Annotated in this window: 13 protein-coding genes and 2 tRNA genes; 8 read left to right on the forward strand and 7 right to left on the reverse strand. The window is 34.6% G+C overall.

The genetic code is table 11. The annotated features are described in order from the left end of the window. Positions 1 to 103 precede the first annotated feature (103 nt). On the forward strand, positions 104 to 1,996 hold the full coding sequence (htpG, locus tag PGH12_RS09370; RefSeq protein WP_267599611.1) for a molecular chaperone HtpG: 1,893 nt from the start codon (positions 104 to 106) through the stop codon (positions 1,994 to 1,996). 284 nt (positions 1,997 to 2,280) lie between these two features. Here the strand turns inward: htpG and PGH12_RS09375 are convergent, their stop codons facing one another. Beyond that, positions 2,281 to 2,577 (reverse strand): MGMT family protein, encoded by a 297-nt coding sequence (locus PGH12_RS09375; protein WP_267599610.1) that lies wholly within the window; start codon positions 2,575 to 2,577, stop codon positions 2,281 to 2,283. A gap of 165 nt (positions 2,578 to 2,742) precedes the next feature. Here PGH12_RS09375 and PGH12_RS09380 point away from each other — a divergent pair, with 165 nt between their 5' ends. Continuing rightward, the gene (locus PGH12_RS09380; RefSeq protein WP_267599609.1) at positions 2,743 to 3,534 is read left to right on the forward strand and encodes a glucose 1-dehydrogenase; all 792 of its coding nucleotides are present in this window, start codon (positions 2,743 to 2,745) and stop codon (positions 3,532 to 3,534) included. Between the two features lie 81 nt (positions 3,535 to 3,615). Next, entirely contained in the window at positions 3,616 to 3,762 is a 147-nt protein-coding gene (locus tag PGH12_RS09385) for a hypothetical protein (protein ID WP_267599608.1), read from the forward strand. A 123-nt stretch (positions 3,763 to 3,885) separates the two neighbouring features. On the opposite strand, the gene PGH12_RS09390 is transcribed toward PGH12_RS09385, so the two are convergent. From PGH12_RS09390 to PGH12_RS09405, 4 genes are all read right to left on the reverse strand, one after another. Further along, on the reverse strand, positions 3,886 to 4,857 hold the full coding sequence (locus PGH12_RS09390; RefSeq protein WP_047444737.1) for a deoxyhypusine synthase family protein: 972 nt from the start codon (positions 4,855 to 4,857) through the stop codon (positions 3,886 to 3,888). Between the two features lie 26 nt (positions 4,858 to 4,883). Further along, positions 4,884 to 5,549, reverse strand: a complete 666-nt coding sequence (locus tag PGH12_RS09395) for a hypothetical protein (RefSeq protein ID WP_267599607.1) — start codon at positions 5,547 to 5,549, stop codon at positions 4,884 to 4,886. A gap of 47 nt (positions 5,550 to 5,596) precedes the next feature. Then, positions 5,597 to 5,989: an alternative ribosome rescue aminoacyl-tRNA hydrolase ArfB gene (gene arfB, locus PGH12_RS09400; protein WP_267599606.1), complete on the reverse strand. Its 393-nt coding sequence runs from the start codon at positions 5,987 to 5,989 to the stop codon at positions 5,597 to 5,599. A 77-nt stretch (positions 5,990 to 6,066) separates the two neighbouring features. After that, positions 6,067 to 7,098, reverse strand: coding sequence for an AMP-binding protein (locus PGH12_RS09405; protein WP_267599605.1), 1,032 nt, complete (start codon positions 7,096 to 7,098; stop codon positions 6,067 to 6,069). Between the two features lie 98 nt (positions 7,099 to 7,196). On the opposite strand from PGH12_RS09405, the gene PGH12_RS09410 reads away from it, so the two are divergent. The 5 genes from PGH12_RS09410 (at position 7,197) to PGH12_RS09430 (ending at position 16,569) form a co-directional block, all read left to right on the forward strand. Continuing rightward, positions 7,197 to 7,267, forward strand: a tRNA-Gln gene (locus PGH12_RS09410). A 148-nt stretch (positions 7,268 to 7,415) separates the two neighbouring features. Beyond that, positions 7,416 to 7,486 (forward strand) — tRNA-Gln (locus PGH12_RS09415). Positions 7,487 to 7,867: 381 nt separating this feature from the next. Further along, positions 7,868 to 12,910, forward strand: coding sequence for a translocation/assembly module TamB domain-containing protein (locus tag PGH12_RS09420; RefSeq protein WP_267599604.1), 5,043 nt, complete (start codon positions 7,868 to 7,870; stop codon positions 12,908 to 12,910). After that, positions 12,910 to 15,261 carry a translocation and assembly module lipoprotein TamL gene (gene tamL, locus PGH12_RS09425; protein WP_267599603.1) on the forward strand — a complete coding sequence of 784 codons (2,352 nt, stop codon included), beginning with the start codon at positions 12,910 to 12,912 and terminating at the stop codon, positions 15,259 to 15,261. The genes PGH12_RS09420 and tamL overlap by 1 nt, the downstream gene beginning before the upstream one ends. A 366-nt stretch (positions 15,262 to 15,627) precedes the next feature. After that, positions 15,628 to 16,569: a YihY/virulence factor BrkB family protein gene (locus PGH12_RS09430; RefSeq protein WP_267599602.1), complete on the forward strand. Its 942-nt coding sequence runs from the start codon at positions 15,628 to 15,630 to the stop codon at positions 16,567 to 16,569. Positions 16,570 to 16,607: 38 nt separating this feature from the next. On the opposite strand, the gene argS is transcribed toward PGH12_RS09430, so the two are convergent. Together argS and PGH12_RS09440 are read right to left on the reverse strand one after the other, a co-directional pair. Beyond that, on the reverse strand, positions 16,608 to 18,368 hold the full coding sequence (gene argS, locus PGH12_RS09435; protein ID WP_267599601.1) for an arginine--tRNA ligase: 1,761 nt from the start codon (positions 18,366 to 18,368) through the stop codon (positions 16,608 to 16,610). A gap of 78 nt (positions 18,369 to 18,446) precedes the next feature. Then, positions 18,447 to 20,009 (reverse strand): SusD/RagB family nutrient-binding outer membrane lipoprotein, encoded by a 1,563-nt coding sequence (locus PGH12_RS09440; RefSeq protein ID WP_267599600.1) that lies wholly within the window; start codon positions 20,007 to 20,009, stop codon positions 18,447 to 18,449. Positions 20,010 to 20,011 lie beyond the last annotated feature (2 nt).

The following is a 20,011-nucleotide window of genomic DNA, read 5'->3' on the forward strand; positions in this document are numbered from 1 at the left end:
AACCAATTTTTCATTTTAAATTTTAAAAAAATGCCAATCTGTCACTTTCCGGTCGATGGTATTTTTTTTGAGATTTGATAATCAAATTTAAAATTCAAATAAAATGACAAAAGGAAATATCAATGTTTCGGTGGAAAATATCTTTCCGTTGATTAAAAAGTTTCTTTATAGCGATCACGAAATATTTTTAAGAGAATTAATTTCTAACGCTACAGATGCAACTTTAAAATTAAAACATCTTACCAATATCGGTGAGGCAAAAGTTGATTACGGAAATCCGAAAATCGAAGTAAAAATCGATAAAGAAAATAAAAAACTTCATATTATCGATCAAGGATTGGGAATGACTGCCGAGGAGGTAGAAAAATATATCAATCAGGTGGCATTTTCCGGAGCCGAAGAATTCTTAGATAAGTACAAAGATTCTGCTAAAGATTCCGGCATTATAGGACATTTCGGTTTAGGATTCTACTCTGCATTTATGGTAGCAGAAAAAGTAGAAATCATTACCAAATCCTTTAAAGAAGAACCTGCTGTTCATTGGATCTGTGATGGAAGTCCAGAATTTACTTTAGAAGAAACTACTGCAAAAACAGACAGAGGTACAGAAATCATTCTTCACATTGCAGAAGATTCTACGGAGTTTCTGGAGGATTCTAAAATCACCGAGTTATTGTCAAAATACAATAAATTCATGCCTGTTCCTATTAAATTTGGAACAAAAACTCATACGCTTCCAATTCCTGAAGATGCTCCGGAAGGAACAACTGCGGAAACTGAAGAGATCGACAACATCATCAACAATCCAAATCCTGCGTGGACGATTGCTCCGGCAGATTTAAATAAAGAAGATTATACAAAATTCTATCATGAGCTGTATCCAATGCAGTTTGAGGAGCCTTTGTTCAATATTCATTTAAATGTAGATTATCCTTTCAACCTTACGGGAGTTTTATTTTTCCCAAAACTGAACAATGGTCTGAATATAGAAAAAGATAAGATTCAGTTATATCAAAATCAGGTTTTTGTTACTGATGAAGTGAAAGGTATTGTGCCAGACTTTTTGATGTTGCTACGCGGAGTTATTGATTCACCGGATATCCCATTGAACGTTTCTCGTTCTTACCTTCAAGCAGACGGTGCCGTGAAGAAAATCTCTTCATATATCACGAAAAAAGTAGGCGATAAAATGGCTTCATTAATTAATGAAAACCGTGAAGATTACGAAGCTAAATGGAACGACATCAAGATCGTAATCGAATATGGAATGATTTCAGAAGACAAATTCTTCGAAAAATCAGATAAGTTTACATTGTATCCTACAACTGACGGCAAATATTTCTTGTGGAACGAGCTTGAAGAAAAAATAAAGCCTAATCAAACAGATAAAGACGGAAATCTTGTAATACTTTATGCAACTAATGCCGATGAGCAGCACTCATATATTCAATCTGCTAAAGATAAAGGGTACGAAGTGATACTTTTAGATTCGCCAATTGTTCCGCATCTTATTCAAAAACTTGAAACTTCAAAAGATAAAATTTCATTTGCAAGAGTAGATGCAGACCATATCAATAATCTGATTAAAAAAGACGAGCCAGCGATTTCAAAGTTGACCGAAACCGAAAAAGAAACTTTAAAGAAAATAGTAGAAGAATCTATCAAAGACTCGAAATTCACGGTGCAGCTTGAAGATTTAGAAAGTACAGATGCTCCTTTCACAATCACACAGCCGGAATTCATGAGAAGAATGAAAGAAATGCAGGCGACAGGCGGCGGCGGAATGTTTGGAATGGGCGGCTTCCCGGAAATGTATAATTTGGTGGTGAATTCTAACAGTGAATTTGCAACTAAAATACTTGCCAATGAAAATGAAGAGGAAAAAAGTTCTCAGATTAAATATGCTCTGGATCTTGCTAAACTTTCGCAGAATCTGTTAAAAGGAAAAGATCTTACAGATTTTGTACAAAGAAGTTATCAGCAGTTAGGAAAATAAACTTTTAAATTTCCATATATACTTTGTCAAAGCTCTCAACAGATTGTTGTGCTTTGACAAAGTTTTTTTTAGGAGCTAATACCGCTATCCGCTATATCTTTTTTGCTTACAAAAATTGGTTAACAGTAAAAAATGATCGTGAAAAGCAAAAAAGGATGTCGCTACTATCGGGGCTAGAAAGCGCGTGTTCCAAACGAAAGTTTCCGATACTCAGAAAGTCTGACAATATTTTTCAGTTTTTCGCTTTTTAAGATCTATCTGCAAAAAAATTCACCAACTTCTTTTTACAATTCTTCCATGGGATTCCAAAACAGAGTTTTGAAATTCTTAATTCTGAAATTCTCAACTTCAATTCCTTCTGCTTCCAATCTTTCCTTAAATTCCGGAACCGATAAAGTTCCTGATGCAGAAATTACCCGATGCGCCGGAACATCTTTTGGGCAGCCACCCATCGCTTTACCAACATGCCGTGAATGATTGGGAAAACCAACGGCTTTTGCAATCGCTCCGTAGCTCGTCACTCTTCCAAAGGGAACAAGTTTTGTGATTTCCCAGACCTGTTGTTTGAATACATCATTCATTATTTCTCATTTAAACTCAAAGGTAAAAAAATATCAGGATTATTGTAAAGCATTTATAATCCTGACGATTTCTTAAAATATTTAACAAGCTAAAACCTTCACAAAAAAATCTTTCAAAAAGGCATCATTGTTGTATTAAGAAGCAATGAATTAAATATTTAAATTATGGCAAATTTAAAAGGAAAAGTAATTATAGTAACAGGAGCTGCAATGGGTTTAGGATTAGCAGCTGCAGATATTTTAGCCTCAAAAGGAGCAGATATAACCTTGGTAGATTATAACGCTGATGCGCTGAATAAAGCACAATCAGAACTTCAGTCAAAATATCCCAGCAATAAATTTCTAACAGTTACTGCAGACGTTTCTGTAGAAGAAAACGTAAAAAACTATGTCGACCAAACAGTGAAAGAATTTGGAAAGGTAGACGGCTTATACAATAATGCAGGAATTGAGGGAAAACAGGCACCGTTGGTTGAATACGATATTGAAGTGTTCAAAAAAGTAATCGACATCAATTTACTTGGAGTTTATTACGGTATGAAATATGTAATTCCTGAACTGCAGAAAAACGGTGGCGGAAAGATCGTTAATGTAGCATCAGTTGGCGGTATAAGAGGCGTCATCAACCAAACAGCTTATGTTGCAACGAAACATGCTGTAGCGGGAATGACCAAAAATGCAGCTCTAGAATATGGTAAAGATAATATTCTGACCAATGCCATTGCTCCGGGTGCGATTTTAACTCCGATGGTTGCCCAAGCTTTTAATCAGGTAAATCCTGCTGATCCCAAAGCAGCTGAAACCGAATATGCATCGAGAAACCCTACAAGAAGGTTAGGCGATCCCAAAGATGTCGGAAATCTTGTAGCTTATCTTCTGAGTGATGATAACGGATATGTTTCGGGACAGGTGATTGCAATCGACGGAGGAGAATCAAATATGTATGGAAACTCATAAGCAACATTGCTGGTACCTAGGATCATACTCGAATATTTTCAGCACAATTTTTGGATGATAGACTTTACTAAATGTGCAATTATGAAAAAGTCAATTTTTAGAGTACTCAATAAAATAAATAAAGCTGTTTTACCAAAATTGAGTGATAAAGACCCTTCAAAACTGACCAAAATTCAAAAAGGTATTTTAGCATACCGATATTTTGTGTTGACTAATTCTTTAGATTAATCTTAAAATATATGCGAATCATAGCAGTGTTATTAGAATCAGTTTAAACAGATTTGCTCAAAAAAAACGTCCCAACATGGGACGTTTTTTATATGTAAAGCGTTAAAGAAATTATTGCTTTTATTAATTTTCTAAAATATAAGAGAACATCAATGGCGCACAAATAGTAGCATCACTTTCAACGATAAATTTCGGTGTAGTAATATCTAATTTACCCCAGGTAATTTTCTCGTTAGGAACTGCTCCCGAATAAGAACCGTAAGAAGTCGTAGAATCTGAGATCTGACAGAAATATGACCAAAACGGAATATCATGCATTTCCATATCCTGATACAACATCGGTACCACACAAATAGGAAAATCTCCGGCAATACCGCCGCCAATCTGGAAGAATCCAACTCCTTTTCCTGCTGAATTTTTTGTATACCAATCTGCTAAATAAGTCATGTATTCGATACCAGATTTCATCGTAGTAGCCGTCAACTCACCTTTGATACAGTAAGAAGCGAAAATATTCCCCATTGTAGAATCTTCCCAACCCGGAACTACAATCGGAAGATTTTTCTCTGCCGCCGCAATCATCCATGAGTTCTCTCTTGGAATTTCATAATACTGCTCAAGAACTCCCGAAAGGATCATTTTATACATAAATTCATGCGGAAAATATCTTTCACCTTTCGCTTCAGCATCTTTCCAGATCTCAACGATATGTTTTTGCAATCTTCTGAACGCTTCTTCTTCAGGAATACATGTGTCTGTAACTCTGTTTAAACCTCTTTCCAACAAATCCCACTCATCCTGAGCCGTCAAATCTCGGTAGTGAGGAACTCTTTCGTAATGAGAATGTGCAACCAGATTCATCAGATCTTCTTCAAGATTTGCGCCTGTACAAGAAATAAAATCAACTTTATCCTGACGGATCATTTCAGCCAAAATTTTCCCCAACTCAGCCGTAGACATTGCCCCAGCCAAAGTGATCATCATTTTTCCGCCCTCTTTAAGATGCGCAACGTATCCCTTTGATGCGTCTACCAAAGCTGCTGCATTGAAGTGCAGATAATATTTTTCTATGAACTCAGTAATAGGTTTGCTCATTTTTAAATTTTTTACAAAGATAAAATTTAAAAACGGAAAGTCGCAGCCGCGCTTAAAGAAAGTCTGCTTAATCCTTCTCTTTCATCTTCACCAAAATCAACGGTGGTTCCGTTATACTTCATCTTACTTAGTGCTCCGCCTGTAAGACCGATTTTCGGACCGATAAAAATATGGTTGCTAATTGCGTACTGATATGCAAAATTGGCCTCCAGACCAACATTAGAACCTGTACCTTTTACAGAACCGGTTTTTGTAGTATAAGTAATCACTCCCACAGCAATATCATAAAACAGTTTGTGTCTTGTTTCATCTTTGAAATTGGAGAACATATAAGCCGGTCCGATAAAACTGATATTATCTTTAGTACTTACAAATCCTGAAACGATTTGTCCGTTTGAGTTTTGAACGCTGATGCGGCCATCACTGGATGCAAAATAAGTAGAATATTTTAAACCTACAGCTCCATTTCCCTTTAAGTGATAATATGCAGAAACACTTACATCTACTCCACTTTTTAAGCCTCTGATATAATCTTTTGATTCTTTTGAAATCCCTTCAGGCATTTTTGCTAGACGCCATGCATATCCCACGGATGGAATTATCGAAACTCTGGATTCTGAAACAGTTGTCTCCTGTGCTGAAAAAAAGAAAGGGATCGCGAAGGCTCCCGAAAGGAAAAGTTTTTTTAACATTGTTATCAATTTTCGTCAAAAATACTATTTTTTCCAATTGCGGAGAATTAAAATTTAAAACGTCTGTTTTCTTTTTTGTCTGAATTTTGCTTCTTCTGCTGAATGCGTTTTTCTACCGAAGATCTTGTCGGTCTTGTCTTTGCTCTGAATTTTGGAATCACTAATGATTTTTCCACGATATCAAGAATCTTTTCAATCGCTATTTTCTTGTTCTGAAGTTGAGTTCTGCTTTCAGAAACATTTAAAAATAATAATCCATCAAGATTAATCCTGTTTTTAAGTTTTTCTTTGATTAAACTTTTCTCTCTTTCATTAAAAAATTCTGAGTCATCAACTTTCCACATGACGGTAACAGCGGTTTCCACTTTGTTTACGTTTTGTCCGCCTCCGCCACTGCTGCGGGAAGTTTTGAAGTTGAGTTCTCTTGAAAAGTCTTTCATAATATTTTTAATTCTCTTTGAATGAGTGGATTCATTGCGTCTTATTGAAATAAGGTGGTACTAAGTTTAAAATTAAATTAATTACCTTCAAATATTTCCAAAAGTTTAAGTCGATTCACTTTTCCATTTGGGGTTCTGGGAATTTCTTCAACAAACATAATTTCTTTTGGTTTGTGAAAACTTTTTTCAAATTGAATTTTGGTCATTTTATTAATTAAATCATCAGATTTTTTTCCTTCAATTACCGCAATCAATTTCTGTCCCAGACTCTCATTTTTTATTCCTAAAAAAATCACTTCGTTTGGTATTTCTTTTTTAACTAGACTTTCCAATGTTTCCGGAAATATTTTTGCACCACCAGAATTGATAACATTATCTATTCTCCCTAAAAATTTAAACTGATTGTCATTACTAATTTCAACTAAATCATTAGTCTGCAAAATTTCAGAATTCAAATCTGGTGCTGAAATTTTCAGACATCCAAGCTCATCTTTTGATATAGAGACATTTTCAAAAACCGTAAAATAGTCATTAGAATGAGGATAGATTTCTTTCAAAGCAATGTGAGAAAGAGTTTCAGACATTCCATAAGTCTCGTAAATGTTAGTCTGAGCGTCAGAAATTTTGAGTGTTTGACCGATTTTTGATTTTAGAGATTCCGAAACTGCCGCACCTCCGATGATCAGATTTTTAATAAGATAAATCTTCCCCAGCGAATTTTCAACCTGCAAAGGTGTCATCGCGCAAAAGTCAATTTTCTCAGTTAAATTTTTTAATGGTTCTATTGACGGATTTTCAATTTTTAATTTTAATTTTCTTTCAAAAGACCGCACCACCATCATTTTTCCTGAGATATATTCTACAGGAAGACAGATTAATGCTGTATCATTTTCCTGTAATCCTAAAAAATCACAAGTCATTTTTGCAGAATTCAGCATTTTCTTTTTCTCGATTTCAAAAATTTTCGGAACTCCGGTTGACCCAGAAGTCTGAACATCCACAGTTTTTGAGGGTGAAAGCCATTCTTTTATAAAAAAAATCACCTTGCTGTCAAATTCCTTCTGAGAATGTAAATTATTAATTTCGAGATTATTGAAGTTGATTACCATTTTTTAACTGATACAAATATTCTGTAAATTTAAAAAAATTTAAAAAACGATTTGCAAGTAAATAAAAAAACTGTAAATTTGCAGCACCAAAATAAAACAGACCCATAGTGTAGTGGTAACACACCGGTTTTTGGTACCGTTATCCGGGGTTCGAATCCCTGTGGGTCTACAAACCATCCTTTTTTAAAGGATGGTTTTTGTATGTAAAAGAGTCATCAAGCATCACAAACCAATTTACTTGTATAAAATTTGAACTTTATTAAGAATTTCTTGCGTATAAAGAAAAAATCTGTAAATTTGCACCACCAAAAATAATCAGACCCATAGTGTAGTGGTAACACACCGGTTTTTGGTACCGTTATCCGGGGTTCGAATCCCTGTGGGTCTACAAACATCCTTTTTTTTAAAGGATGTTTTTTTTTGCGTATATCTAAAAAATTCTATTTTTTTTCACATATTGTTAGAATTGCAAATATTTTATTACTTTTCACAAACATCAATTTCCCTCGAATAACCACGAGAATGTAAAATTCAAGGCACGGAGATTTTAATTTAACATGAATTAATGCGGGTTGGCAAACATATTGCAGAGGTTTTTTATTATAAATTTTCTTTCAAACTAAATCATAAAAAATTAATCATGAAAATATCACTACATACTCAATTTAGTATTGATAAAACTAAGCATAAAAAAAACCTGTACTAGGGGAAATTTAAATGCATCACGACTCAAAATCAAATAGTTAATCAGTCTAAATTCGAAGAGAAATTGAAAAGAAAAGTAAACTTTAAAAAAATAATTAAAGGTATCGTTATAACAATTATTTCGATACTTATTCTCGTTATTCTCGCAATTTTCAGTTTGAGAATTCCTGCAGTTCAAAATTACGTAAAAGACAAACTTGTTGTTTATTTAGAGAAAAAGATCAAAACAAAAGTTAGTCTGGAAAAAGTTTATATTGGTTTTCCCAATAGTCTGGTGATGGAAAACCTTTATTTGAAGGGTCAGAATATCGACACTCTCTTAGCAGTAAGAAAATTTGATGTAGGTCTTGATATGTGGAAACTGATCAATTCTAAAGCAGATATTACCTCTATTGATCTGGAAGGTGTTCGGGCAAATGTGATAAGAAACCCACAGGGGAAATTTAATTTCGATTATATCATTGATGCATTCGCTACTTCTGATAAAGAGCAGGAACAGAAGCCTTCAAAGCCATTCATCATTTCTCTAGATAAAATCAAACTAAAAGACATTGGGTTAACTTTCGATGATCAGCAATCGAAAAATGACATTAAAGTATATTTTAATTCATTCGATACGAGGGTGAAAACTTTTGATCTCCAAAATAATTCTTACGCCATCAACGATATCAATCTTGACGGTTTAAAACTAAAATTAAAACAGGATCTGGTAGAAGAAGTTTCTAAGAATGTTGAGGAAAAGGTAGATTCTCTCAACCAGAAAAAGCCGATGAAGCTTGGTTTAAACGGAATTAAACTAACCAATTTTAATATTGATTACGGTGACGACAATTCTAAGACTTTTGCGAAAGTTTTATTTAAAGAACTAAGCACAAAAGTTAACAGCATCAACCTTGAAAATAATGATTACAATATCGGAAATCTTTATTTAAGAGGAGCTAACATCAATGCCAATTTATTTCTTCCCACAGCAAACGCCAATTCAAAAAAGGAAGAAAAGCCAGAAGTTAACACAGTTTCAACGAAAGAAAAAGCGATGAAATTGATGTTAGGAAAATTATTTTTAGGTGATGTAAAAGTAGCTTACAATAATACTGCAGTTGCACCTACCAAATCAGGAATGGATTTTAATCATCTTAATTTTGCTAAATTAAATCTCGACGTCAGAAACTTTAAAATGGAAAACAACGGTTTTGCAGGCTCTGTGAAATCAGCCGAAATTCAGGAAGCAAGAGGCCTGAATGTGCAAAAGTTTAATACAGATTTTGTTTATGCTGAAAAAGAGGCATATTTAAAAAATCTTTATCTGCAAACTCCGAAAACAATTTTGCGAGATGAGGTGGTTTTAAATTACAACTCGATTGAGCAACTGTCATCTAATTTGGGTGCCGTAAAGATCTCTGCCGATATAAGAGATTCTAAAATCGGTTTTTCTGATATTTTAAATTTGGTTCCGACTTTAAGAAATACTGCACCGTTCAACAAATATCCAAATGCGACTTTAAATGTCAACGCTTTTATCAGAGGAACTGTGAATGATCTGGCAATTCAAAATCTGAAAGTTTCAGGGTTAGATCAGTTGAAAGTTCTTGCATCCGGAAAAATCAAAAATGCTATGAATCCTGATCAACTGTATTATGATTTAAAAGTTGCCGAATTATCTTCTTCATCCAAAACAATATATAATTTAGTTCCTAAAAATACGATTCCAAAAAACATTACTTTACCGTCATTCTTCACAATTCGTGGAGCAGCAAAAGGAACTACGAAGCTGGTTGACACCAATTTACGTCTGACTTCCACATTAGGAAATGCCGCAATTATTGCCAAAGCCGATCTTCGCAGAAAAAACAGAGAAACATTTGACGTTAAAGCTAATCTCCAGGGTCTGCAAATCGGAAAACTTATCCAGAATAAAGATCTTGGAAGTACTACAGCTCAAATCAACGCAAAAGGACAAGGCTTTGATCCTAAAACAATGTCTGCAAATCTCTCAGGCACTGTAAGGTCAGCGACTTACAAGGGTTATACTTATCAGAATATGAATCTGAAAGGCAAAATCAACCGTGGTGCTTATGATATCGATTTAAACTCAAAAGATCCTAATGCCAATCTGCATCTTGCTGCAAAAGGAGTTTACAACGAAAAAAATCCGACGGTAAAAGTCAATGGAAATATCAATAAATTAGATTTAAACAAACTCGGATTCTATAGTTCGCCAATGATAGTTGCGGGCGCAATTGATGGCGATTTTAAAACTTTGGATCCTGACAATTTAAACGGATATTTAAATTTAAAAGACTTTGCAATTTCAGACACGAAAGAAGTTTATCCTATTCAGGAGGTAAATTTGCTGGCAGTTTCAACGGCAGATTCTACACAGATAAAATTCAATTCTCAGATCGCCGATGTAGAACTTAACGGAAAGTATAAGCTAACTCAGATTTTTGGAGCGTTAACCCAAACAATCAATCAATATTATCAGTTTCAAAAGCCGTCAAAATCACAAAAGATTGATGCCGGACAGTTTTTCACTTTTAATGCTAAAATAAAAAATGACGATCTTATCCGAAAATTTGTTCCGGATCTGAAGAGTTTTGAAACCATCAATATCAATGGAAATTACAATGCAGATTCTCAACAGATTCTTCTGGATGCACAGATTCCGCAGGTCTTGTATGGAACAAATACTCTAGAAAATACAAGTCTAAAAATTACCAATGAAAATCAGGCATTGCAATACGATCTTAGTGTCGCTTCTTTATCAAGTGAAAGCTTTGCCCTGAAAAAAGTAAATATTAATGGTGATGTTGCGCAAAATATCCTCAATTATAATATCACCACAAAAGATGATAAAGATGAAACGCAGTTCCTCATCGCAGGAAATGCCAAGTCGATGAACGACATAACTGAAATTTCGCTTAATCCAAATGGTTTAAAACTGAATTATATGGATTGGACGGTTGCTGAGAATAATAAAATTCAGATTTTCAGCCAGGGAATTGTGGCAGATAATTTCACACTTTCTAACTCGGGAGCAGAAATTTCTTTACAGTCTGAAAGCAATTCACCGAGCAGTCCGCTGAATGTTTCATTAAAAGATTTTAAAATTGAAACTATTACGGAAATCATTAAAAAAGATTCTCTTCTAGCAAAAGGTACTATCAACGGAACGGCTCAACTTAGAGATTTAACAAAGAACATGACATTCACTTCAGACATTAATGTTTCTGATTTGATTGTGTACGGAAGTCCGGTTGGTAATTTAGCCATCAAGGTCAATAATCAGTCTGCTAATCTTCTGAATGCAGATATTGCGCTTTCAGGAAACAACAATGATGTGAAAATTTTAGGAAATTATAATACTTCATCAAGCAGTTTTGATTTAAATTTAGATATGAATCAGCTTCAGATGAAAACGCTGCAAGGATTTTCCATGAATGCAATCACCAATACAGAAGGGTATCTTTCGGGAGATTTAAAAATTACCGGTACAACGACTGCACCAAAAATTCTTGGCGATCTGAAAATGAATAATGTAGGATTAATGATTTCGCAGACCGGAAGTGATTTCCGCGGAATTGATGATACCATAGGATTTACAAGCCGAGGAATTGAATTTGACGAATTTAAAATCAAAGACAAAGACGGAAATTCTTTAAATATTGACGGGCAGGTTCTTACGCAGACCTACAGAGATTTTGACTTTAATCTAGATTTGGATGCGAAAGATTTTAAAGTGGTAAACTCTGAGAAATCAAATGATGCTTTGATGTATGGAATTTTGTCGATTGATGCGGCTTTAAAAGTGAGAGGAAATTTAGATTTACCAAAAGTAGACGGAAGACTGGCTATTGCAGAAAACACCGATTTTACTTTTGTTCTACCTCAATCTAGCCCATCATTACAGGAAAGAGACGGAATTGTAGAATTTATTGACCAAGATCAGGTAGCTTTAAATAAAACCATTAAAGCAGATTCTATTGACACACAAAGTCCCATCAAAGGATTGGATGTGAACGTAAATATTGAAGTTGATAAAGAAGCAAAAATGTCTATCGTTATTGATAAAGCAGCCGGAGATTTTGTAAAACTGCAGGGTGAAGCTGATCTGACAGGTGGAATTGATCCATCCGGAAAAACTACTTTGGTCGGCGTATATTCTGTCGAAAAAGGAAGCTATGAAATGTCTGTGAGTGTTCTGAAGAGAAAATTTGATATCCAAAAAGGAAGTACAATTACCTGGACAGGTGAACCTACGACCGCAAATCTTGATATTACGGCAATTTACAAAACTGAAACTGCGCCAATTGATTTGGTAGAACAACAGGTTGGCGATGCAGATTTAAATCAATACAAACAAAGAATTCCGTTTAATACTTTATTGATTCTGAAAGGCGAATTGTTGAAACCTGAAATCTCCTTTGATATTACAACGGATGAGAAAAACAATGCTGTATCATCTACTGTTACAGAAACGATTGAAGGAAAACTTGCTCAGCTGAGACAAGATCCGAATGAAATGAATAAACAGGTTTTTGCTTTGCTTTTACTGAACAGATTTATAGGCGAAAATCCTTTCCAAAGCAATTCCGGAGTTTCAGCAGAAACAATGGCGAGACAGAGCGTAAGCAAAATTCTTTCTCAGCAGCTGAACAATTTAGCCGGAGATTTAATTAAAGGAGTTGACCTCAATTTTGATTTGGAATCTACGGAAGATTATTCTACAGGAAGTCAAAATACAAGAACTGATCTTAATATTGGTTTAAGCAAAAAATTATTGAATGACAGACTGAAAGTATCTGTAGGAAGTAATTTCGGATTGGAAGGTGAAGCGAGACAAAATGAAAATACCACAAACATTGCCGGTGACGTGACTGTAGATTACAGCCTTTCACGAGATGGAAGATACATGCTCCGAGCGTACCGTAAAAATGATTACCAAGTGGCATTACAAGGTCAGATTGTAGAAACGGGAGTTGGGTTTATCATTACGCTAGATTACAATCAGTTCAGAGATATTTTCCGAAAATCCAGAAATAACCGAAATAAGGAAAACAGAGAGAACAAGAAAAAACAAGATAACCAAGTCGTAGAATTTAAGTAATGAAGAATAAGTTGAATATATACTGTAAATATTTTTTAGCATCGGGAATGACGGCGGCAGTTGTTTCATGTAGCAACACGAAGTTTTTGAAAGACGGACAAATGCTTTACACCGGAGCAGAAGTGAAGATCGAAAATGATACGCTTCCGAAAAAGAAAAAAAATGAACTGAAAGCTGCACTTGAAGAAAATTTAACTCCAAAACCAAACTCTTCGTTTCTTGGTTTAAGACCAAAACTTTACGCTTACAATGCTACAAAAGAACCAAAAAAAGAAAAAGGACTAAGATATTGGCTGAAATATAAATTTGGAGAAGAGCCTGTTTTATTGGGAGATGTAGACAGAGAATTCAACAAAGACATTATCGTTAATTATTCTGAGAACAAAGGTTATTTTAATGCTAAAGCAAAATACGATACAGTTTCAAAAAATAAGAAAGCACAGGTAATTTATACTCTAAATCCCGGAGCGCAATACATGATCAGCAATGTAAATTTTGTGCAGGATTCTAGTCTGATCAATCAGGAAATACAGGCTTTAAAGGAAAAAACATTGCTTAAAACCGGAAATCCGTTTGATTTGGATGTGATTAAAGCTGAAAGACAAAGAATTGATGATGGTTTGAAAGACAAAGGCTTTTACTATTTTAGTCCAGATAACATTATAGTTCAGGCAGATAGTACGGTTAGCAAGAATCATAAAGTAGAAATGATTGTCAAATTAAAAGACAATACTCCAAAACTTGCAACCGAACAATTTACCATAGATAAAGTTGTTGTTTTTCCAAATTATAATTTACGAGATGCGAAAAATGGATTGTACAATATCCCGATGACCGAAGATTCTCTGAAAGGTTATAAGTACAATGATATTTACGTAGTTGATCCTAAAAAGAAATTTAAACCGAGAATGTTTGATCGTGCATTATATTTTGACAAGGGTGATATTTACAACAGAAAAGATCATAATTTATCGCTAAACAGACTTATTAGTTTAGGTGTTTTTAAGTTTGTAAAAAATGAATTTGTTGTTTCAGATTCGCTAAATCATAAGTTTGATGCGTACTATGTTTTGACGCCGAGAGAACTTCAGTCTTTACGTCTTGAAGCTTTGGGAAGAACCAATTCTGCGAATTATGCAGGAAGTGAGCTGAATCTAAACTGGACACAAAGAAACTTTTTCCGTGGTGCAGAGCAATTTAAAGCTTCTGTTTATGGTGCTTTTGATGTTCAGGTCGGTGGACCGGCAGATGCTGAAAATATTTTCAGAGCAGGAGCAAATGCGCAGCTTTCTATTCCGAGAATTGTGGCTCCTTTTCAGTTTAATTCATCAAGCGCTTTTGTTCCGAGAACAAATATTCAGCTGGGATATGAGTTTCAGAATCGTACGACTTTATATACTTTAAATACATTCAATGCTTCATTTGGTTATCAGTGGAAAGAAAATGTAAGAAAAGAGCATGAACTGAAATTGATTGATATCTCATTAATTGCCCCAGCGAATGTTACAGAAAAATATACGGACAGATATTTTTTAAATCCTTATTTAGAAAGAGTTGTTGACAAACAGCTTATTTTCGGGCCGACTTATTCTTACACCTATTCCACCACGATGCTACCTCGAAAAAATACATTCTATTACAAAGGAATGCTAGATCTGGCAGGAAATATTACTGGTCTGGTAACCGGAGCCAATAAAAAAGAAGGTAAGGAAAAAACTATTTTTGGAGTTCCATTCAGTCAGTATGCAAAGATTGAAAATGATGTGAGATTCTATCACAAATTTGGTGAGAAAACATCTTTTGCTACGAGATTTATTGCAGGTGTTGCTATTCCTTACGGAAATTCTGAACATATTCCTTTTTCGAGACAGTTTTTCGTTGGCGGAAGTAATAGTATCAGAGCTTTTCGCGCAAGAACTTTAGGTCCCGGAAGTTATGATCCACGAACACAGCAGGCACAGGGCGGTTTTGTATTTGATCAGGCGGGTGATGTAAAATTAGAACTGAATGCAGAATACCGAGCAAATCTGTACAAATTTTTAAATGTTGCTGCATTCGTTGACGCTGGAAACATCTGGCTCATCAATGATGATATTGACGAAAACGGTATTAATACAAGACCCGGCGGGAAATTTTCTAAAGAATTTTTGAGTGAGATTGCAGTGGGTGCAGGTGTTGGTTTAAGACTTGACTTTTCAATTCTTATTTTGCGACTTGACCTTGCAATGCCGTTACGTGTTCCCTACTATGAAAAAGGCGAAAGATGGGCTTTCGATAAAATCAACTTTGGAGATTCTAGCTGGAGAAGAGATAATTTAATTCTGAATATTGCGATTGGATATCCTTTCTAAAAGTAATTTTAACTTAATTAAAAAACTAAAATTTAAATTAGAAATAGGAACGGGCTTTAGCCCGTTTTCTGTTTTAAGATAGAAACAAGGCTTTAGCCAAAATCTATTTTTTTAGGTTTCGAAAATATAGCTTATTTTTTTTCAAAATTTATTAATATCACTTTATGAATTAGCAATGATAAAGTTACCAATCATTCTACAGCATTTAATCTTTTAATTTTAAAATTCTAAAAGATGATTGTTTAAATGATAAATCTTTTCAAAAATTACCTTTAAGGAATAGTCTTTGTGTTGTTAAATGAGATAAATTTTTATCTTTTAAGAGTAATTATCACCAATTAAATCACATCTACTAATATTAAATCTATGCTAAAAGAACTAAAATTTTTCTGGGAAACCGTCAGAGAAACATTTAAAGAATGGAATAATTCGAGCGCATCAAACGATTCAGCAAGTTTGGCGTATTACGCAATATTTTCAATTCCCGGTTTACTAATTATCATCATCTGGCTTGCAGGATATTTTTTTGGGGAAGAAGCGATCCGTGGACAGATAAGTACCCAAATCAGTGGTATGATGGGTACTGAAGCTGCTAAAAGTGTAGAAGAGATGATAGCCGGAGCATTAATTGATAAGGAAAATATTTTTATGAAAATTGTAGGTATTGGTTCTTTAATATTTGGTTCTACTACCCTCTTTTTCCAGTTGCAGAAATCTTTGAACAATCTTTGGGATGTAGAAGCTGCACCAAAGAAAGCTTTGGTTAAATTTTTATTAGACCGCGCCAATTCTCTCGGAATGATCTTAATATTAGGTTTTTTACTGATGATTACCATGGTTTTAACATTACTCATCAGTATTTTGAATAATTTCATTACAAGATATTTCGGTTTGGAAACATATTATATTGTAGAAATAATCAACTTCACGGTAGGATTTGCGATTACGGTTTTGCTTTTTGCATTGATGTTTAAAGTACTTCCAGATGTAGAAATTAGTTGGAAATCAGTTTGGAAAGGAGCAATATTAACTTCAGCATTATTTACGTTAGGCAAGTTTTTCTTAAGTCTATATTTCAGTGAATTTAAACCTACATCTGCATTTGGAACCGCCGGGACAATCATCTTGGTAATGCTTTGGATCAATTATTCCTGTATGATGATTTTCTTTGGAGCCGAATTCACAAAAGTTTATACCTATAAGCGAGGATACAAAATTGCTCCTTCAAAACATGCCAAATGGAGCAGCGCAAAATTATATCGCGACAGTCAGCTCAAAAATGATGAGATGAAGGTGAATAAAACTTAAAATAAAAAAGCCTCTCAGAGATGCTGAGAGGCTTTTGCTTACATTCTGTTAACGGTTTGTATTCCGAGCAATTGAAGGGATTTCTGTATAGTTTTTCCAGTCAAATTAGACAAGTTGAGTCGGTACTGTTTTATATTTTCATCTTCCTGAATTAAGATTGGATTATTCTGATAAAATGAGTTGTACGACTTCACTAAATCATATAAATAATTAGCTACCAAGGCAGGACTTAAACTTTCTGCAGCTCTTACAACCGTAGGTTTGTAATTGGAAAGCTGCATGATTAACTCCTTTTCAGATTGACTGAGATCGATAGCTTCAGTTTGTCTCTGGACAAAATCAGCTTTTGCCAGCAAAGATTGAATACGTGCAAATGTGTACAGAATAAAAGGCCCTGTATTTCCATTAAAATCAATGCTTTCTTCAGGATTGAAAAGCATTTTCTTTTTAGGATCTACCTTCAGCATAAAATATTTTAAAGCTCCTATCCCTATTCTTTCGTAGTTGAGATTTTTTTCTTCATCTGTAAAATGTTCTAATTTTCCTAATTCTTCAGATTTAAATTTAGCAATATCAAACATATCCTGCATCAATTCATCTGCGTCAACCACAGTTCCTTCACGAGATTTCATTTTCCCGTTTGGTAGTTCCACCATTCCATACGATAAATGGAATAACTGATCTGCCCATTCATATCCTAGTTTCCCTAAGATTTTAAATAAAACCTGGAAATGATAATCCTGCTCGTTTCCTACTGTGTAGATTAATTTCTGTAGATTATTTTCTTTAAAACGCTCAACTGCCGTTCCCAAATCTTGAGTCATGTAGACAGAAGTTCCGTCAGAACGCAGCAAAAGTTTCTGATCTAAACCTTCATCAGTCAAATCACACCAAACCGAGCCATCTTCTTTCTGATACAAAACACCTTTATCCAAACCTTCCTGAATAAGGTCTTTTCCTAAAATATACGTATTGCTTTCATACTGAACCTGATCAAAATCAACTCCTAATCTTTTATAAGTCTCACCGAAACCTTTGTAAACCCAAGAGTTCATTTCAGTCCAGAGATTTCTTACTTTTTCGTCACCATTTTCCCAGTCGAGAAGCATTTGTTGAGCTTCTTTCATCAGGGGAGCCTCTTTTTTTGCTTGATCTTCAGAAAGACCCTGCTCAAGAAGTTCAGAAATTTCTTTTTTATATTCCTGATCAAATTTCACATAATAATTCCCAACAAATTTATCACCTTTTACTTGATCAGTTTCCGGCGTTTCTCCTTTACCGAATTTCTCCCAAGCCAACATCGATTTACAGATGTGAATTCCTCTATCGTTGATAATCTGACTTTTGATTACATCGTAACCTGCTTCCTCAAGAATCTGAGCTACAGAAAAACCTAAAAGATTATTTCTTACGTGACCTAAATGAAGTGGCTTATTGGTATTTGGGGAAGAATATTCCACCATTACGGTTTCGTTTTTCTTTTCAATATTCGAAAACTGATCAGCAACGGTCTGAAATTGATCTATAAAAAAATGATTCTTAACTTTTACATTTAAAAACCCTTTAATTACTTTGAAGCTTTCCAGCAGTTCTGTTTGCTGTGTTAAAGCCTCACCCAATTCTACCCCGATACTTTCAGGATTTTTTTTCAGCTGTTTCACCAAAGGAAAAGTAACGATTGTAAAATCGCCTTCAAACTCAGTTTTATTCTCCTGGATTTCTAGTTTTATATCTTTTAACTGATAAACGTTTAGAATAACATTTTCCAGCTTTTGTTCTATGATATGTTTAATATTCATTATTCTAATTTGAAGTACAAATATACGGAAATAAAAAAACCGCCGAGAGGCGGTTTTTTTATAAGATTGGATGCTTAATTAATTAGTATCCCAGATAAGTTTGGTATTCATTTTATCACCTCCTATTGCAGTTGAAGCAGCCTGATAATTTGCTGTATTCAATGTTTGAACTGAAGTTGGGTAAAATAATCTAGTTGGTAAATCTGTAAGACCCGCTATCAGCGATGTGAATGTATAGGTCGTTTGTCCATCAGTTTCTACATTCAACGTGCCAGTTTGTCCAGGTAATAATAAAGTGTTTGGATAACCTGTTCTTCGATACTCAGACCAAGCTTCATAAGGTTGCATGAATAATGTAATGTATTTTTGAGTCAACACATTCTCCTTTGTAGCAGCTGGAAGAGAAGCTATATAAGCATCTATATCTGCAGTTGCAACACCCCATCTTTGCATAGAGGCTCTAACACCATTTACATAGTTCGTTTGCGACCATCCGTTTGCTTCTGCTAAAAGAAATTGAACTTCAGAATATTCCATTAATATCTCCGTGTAATCAGGTTTGAGAATATTCTTGCTAAAGAAGTTGGAGGATGAAGCCTGACTCGGAGCCAATGAGCTAGGAATTCCATAAGGCATTCCATTGAAGTCCGCTGGATTCGTTGATTCAGGGGCACTTCCATCTAAAATTGTAGCTTTTGGAGTTCCTTTAGGAGTAGCAAATTTGAACAATCTTGGATCTAGATCAAAATTACCTGAGTTACCTTTAAGTAAATCAACAAATGTTTTAGAAATTGCAAAATCAGATCTAGTTCTAAAATCATTGAATAATGGGGCAGGATTGATTAGGTTATTTTCATAACCCACACCCACATTATCAGCATTAGATGTCATTACACCAGATGCAATTGCATCTTGAATATGTGCTTCAGCTCCTGGAACAACTCCTTTTACACGTGTCGCGACTCTAAGTCTTAAAGAATTCGCAAATTTCTTTAATTTTTCACCGGACCCAAAAAGAACGTCACCTTGGGTGAAAACTACTTCGTTCTCATCGAGCATTTCTGAAGCCTCCTTCAGCTCTTTTAAAATATCTGCATATACTTTTTGCTGGCTTGCAAATTTTGGTTGTAGTTGCCCATTTACATTTAGTGCCTGGAAATCTGCATCTTTATTGCCATACGAATAATAAGGGATATCTCCGAATGAATCTGCTAACGTTAAGAATACGTAAGAAAGCATTACTCGAGAAGCTGCTATTTGATTTTGCTTTGGACCGTATTTCGCCATTTGCACACTAGTTGCAGGATCATTATTCAAGTCAATTATTGACTTATAATCCTGTGCTACTCTGTATGAAAAGCTCCATAAAGATACACCAGTAGATAGTCTATATTGATACCTATCTTCTTCTGTATATGCTCTCTGGGCTGAATATTGCACCCATGGTAAAGTAATTCTTGCAGATTGCCATTGGTCTCTTGTATTGTCCATTAATTCTTTATTGGCACTATTGAATAAACCATAAGTTAGTGCTTGTTCTGTCGAATTTGGATTGATATCTATTTCATCAAATTGATCTGAACAACTATTGAAAGTAAAAGTTGTTGCAACAACCGATAATATTAAAACTATTTTTTTCATTT

This window comes from Chryseobacterium sp. CY350 (assembly GCF_027945075.1).
Taxonomy (GTDB): domain Bacteria; phylum Bacteroidota; class Bacteroidia; order Flavobacteriales; family Weeksellaceae; genus Chryseobacterium.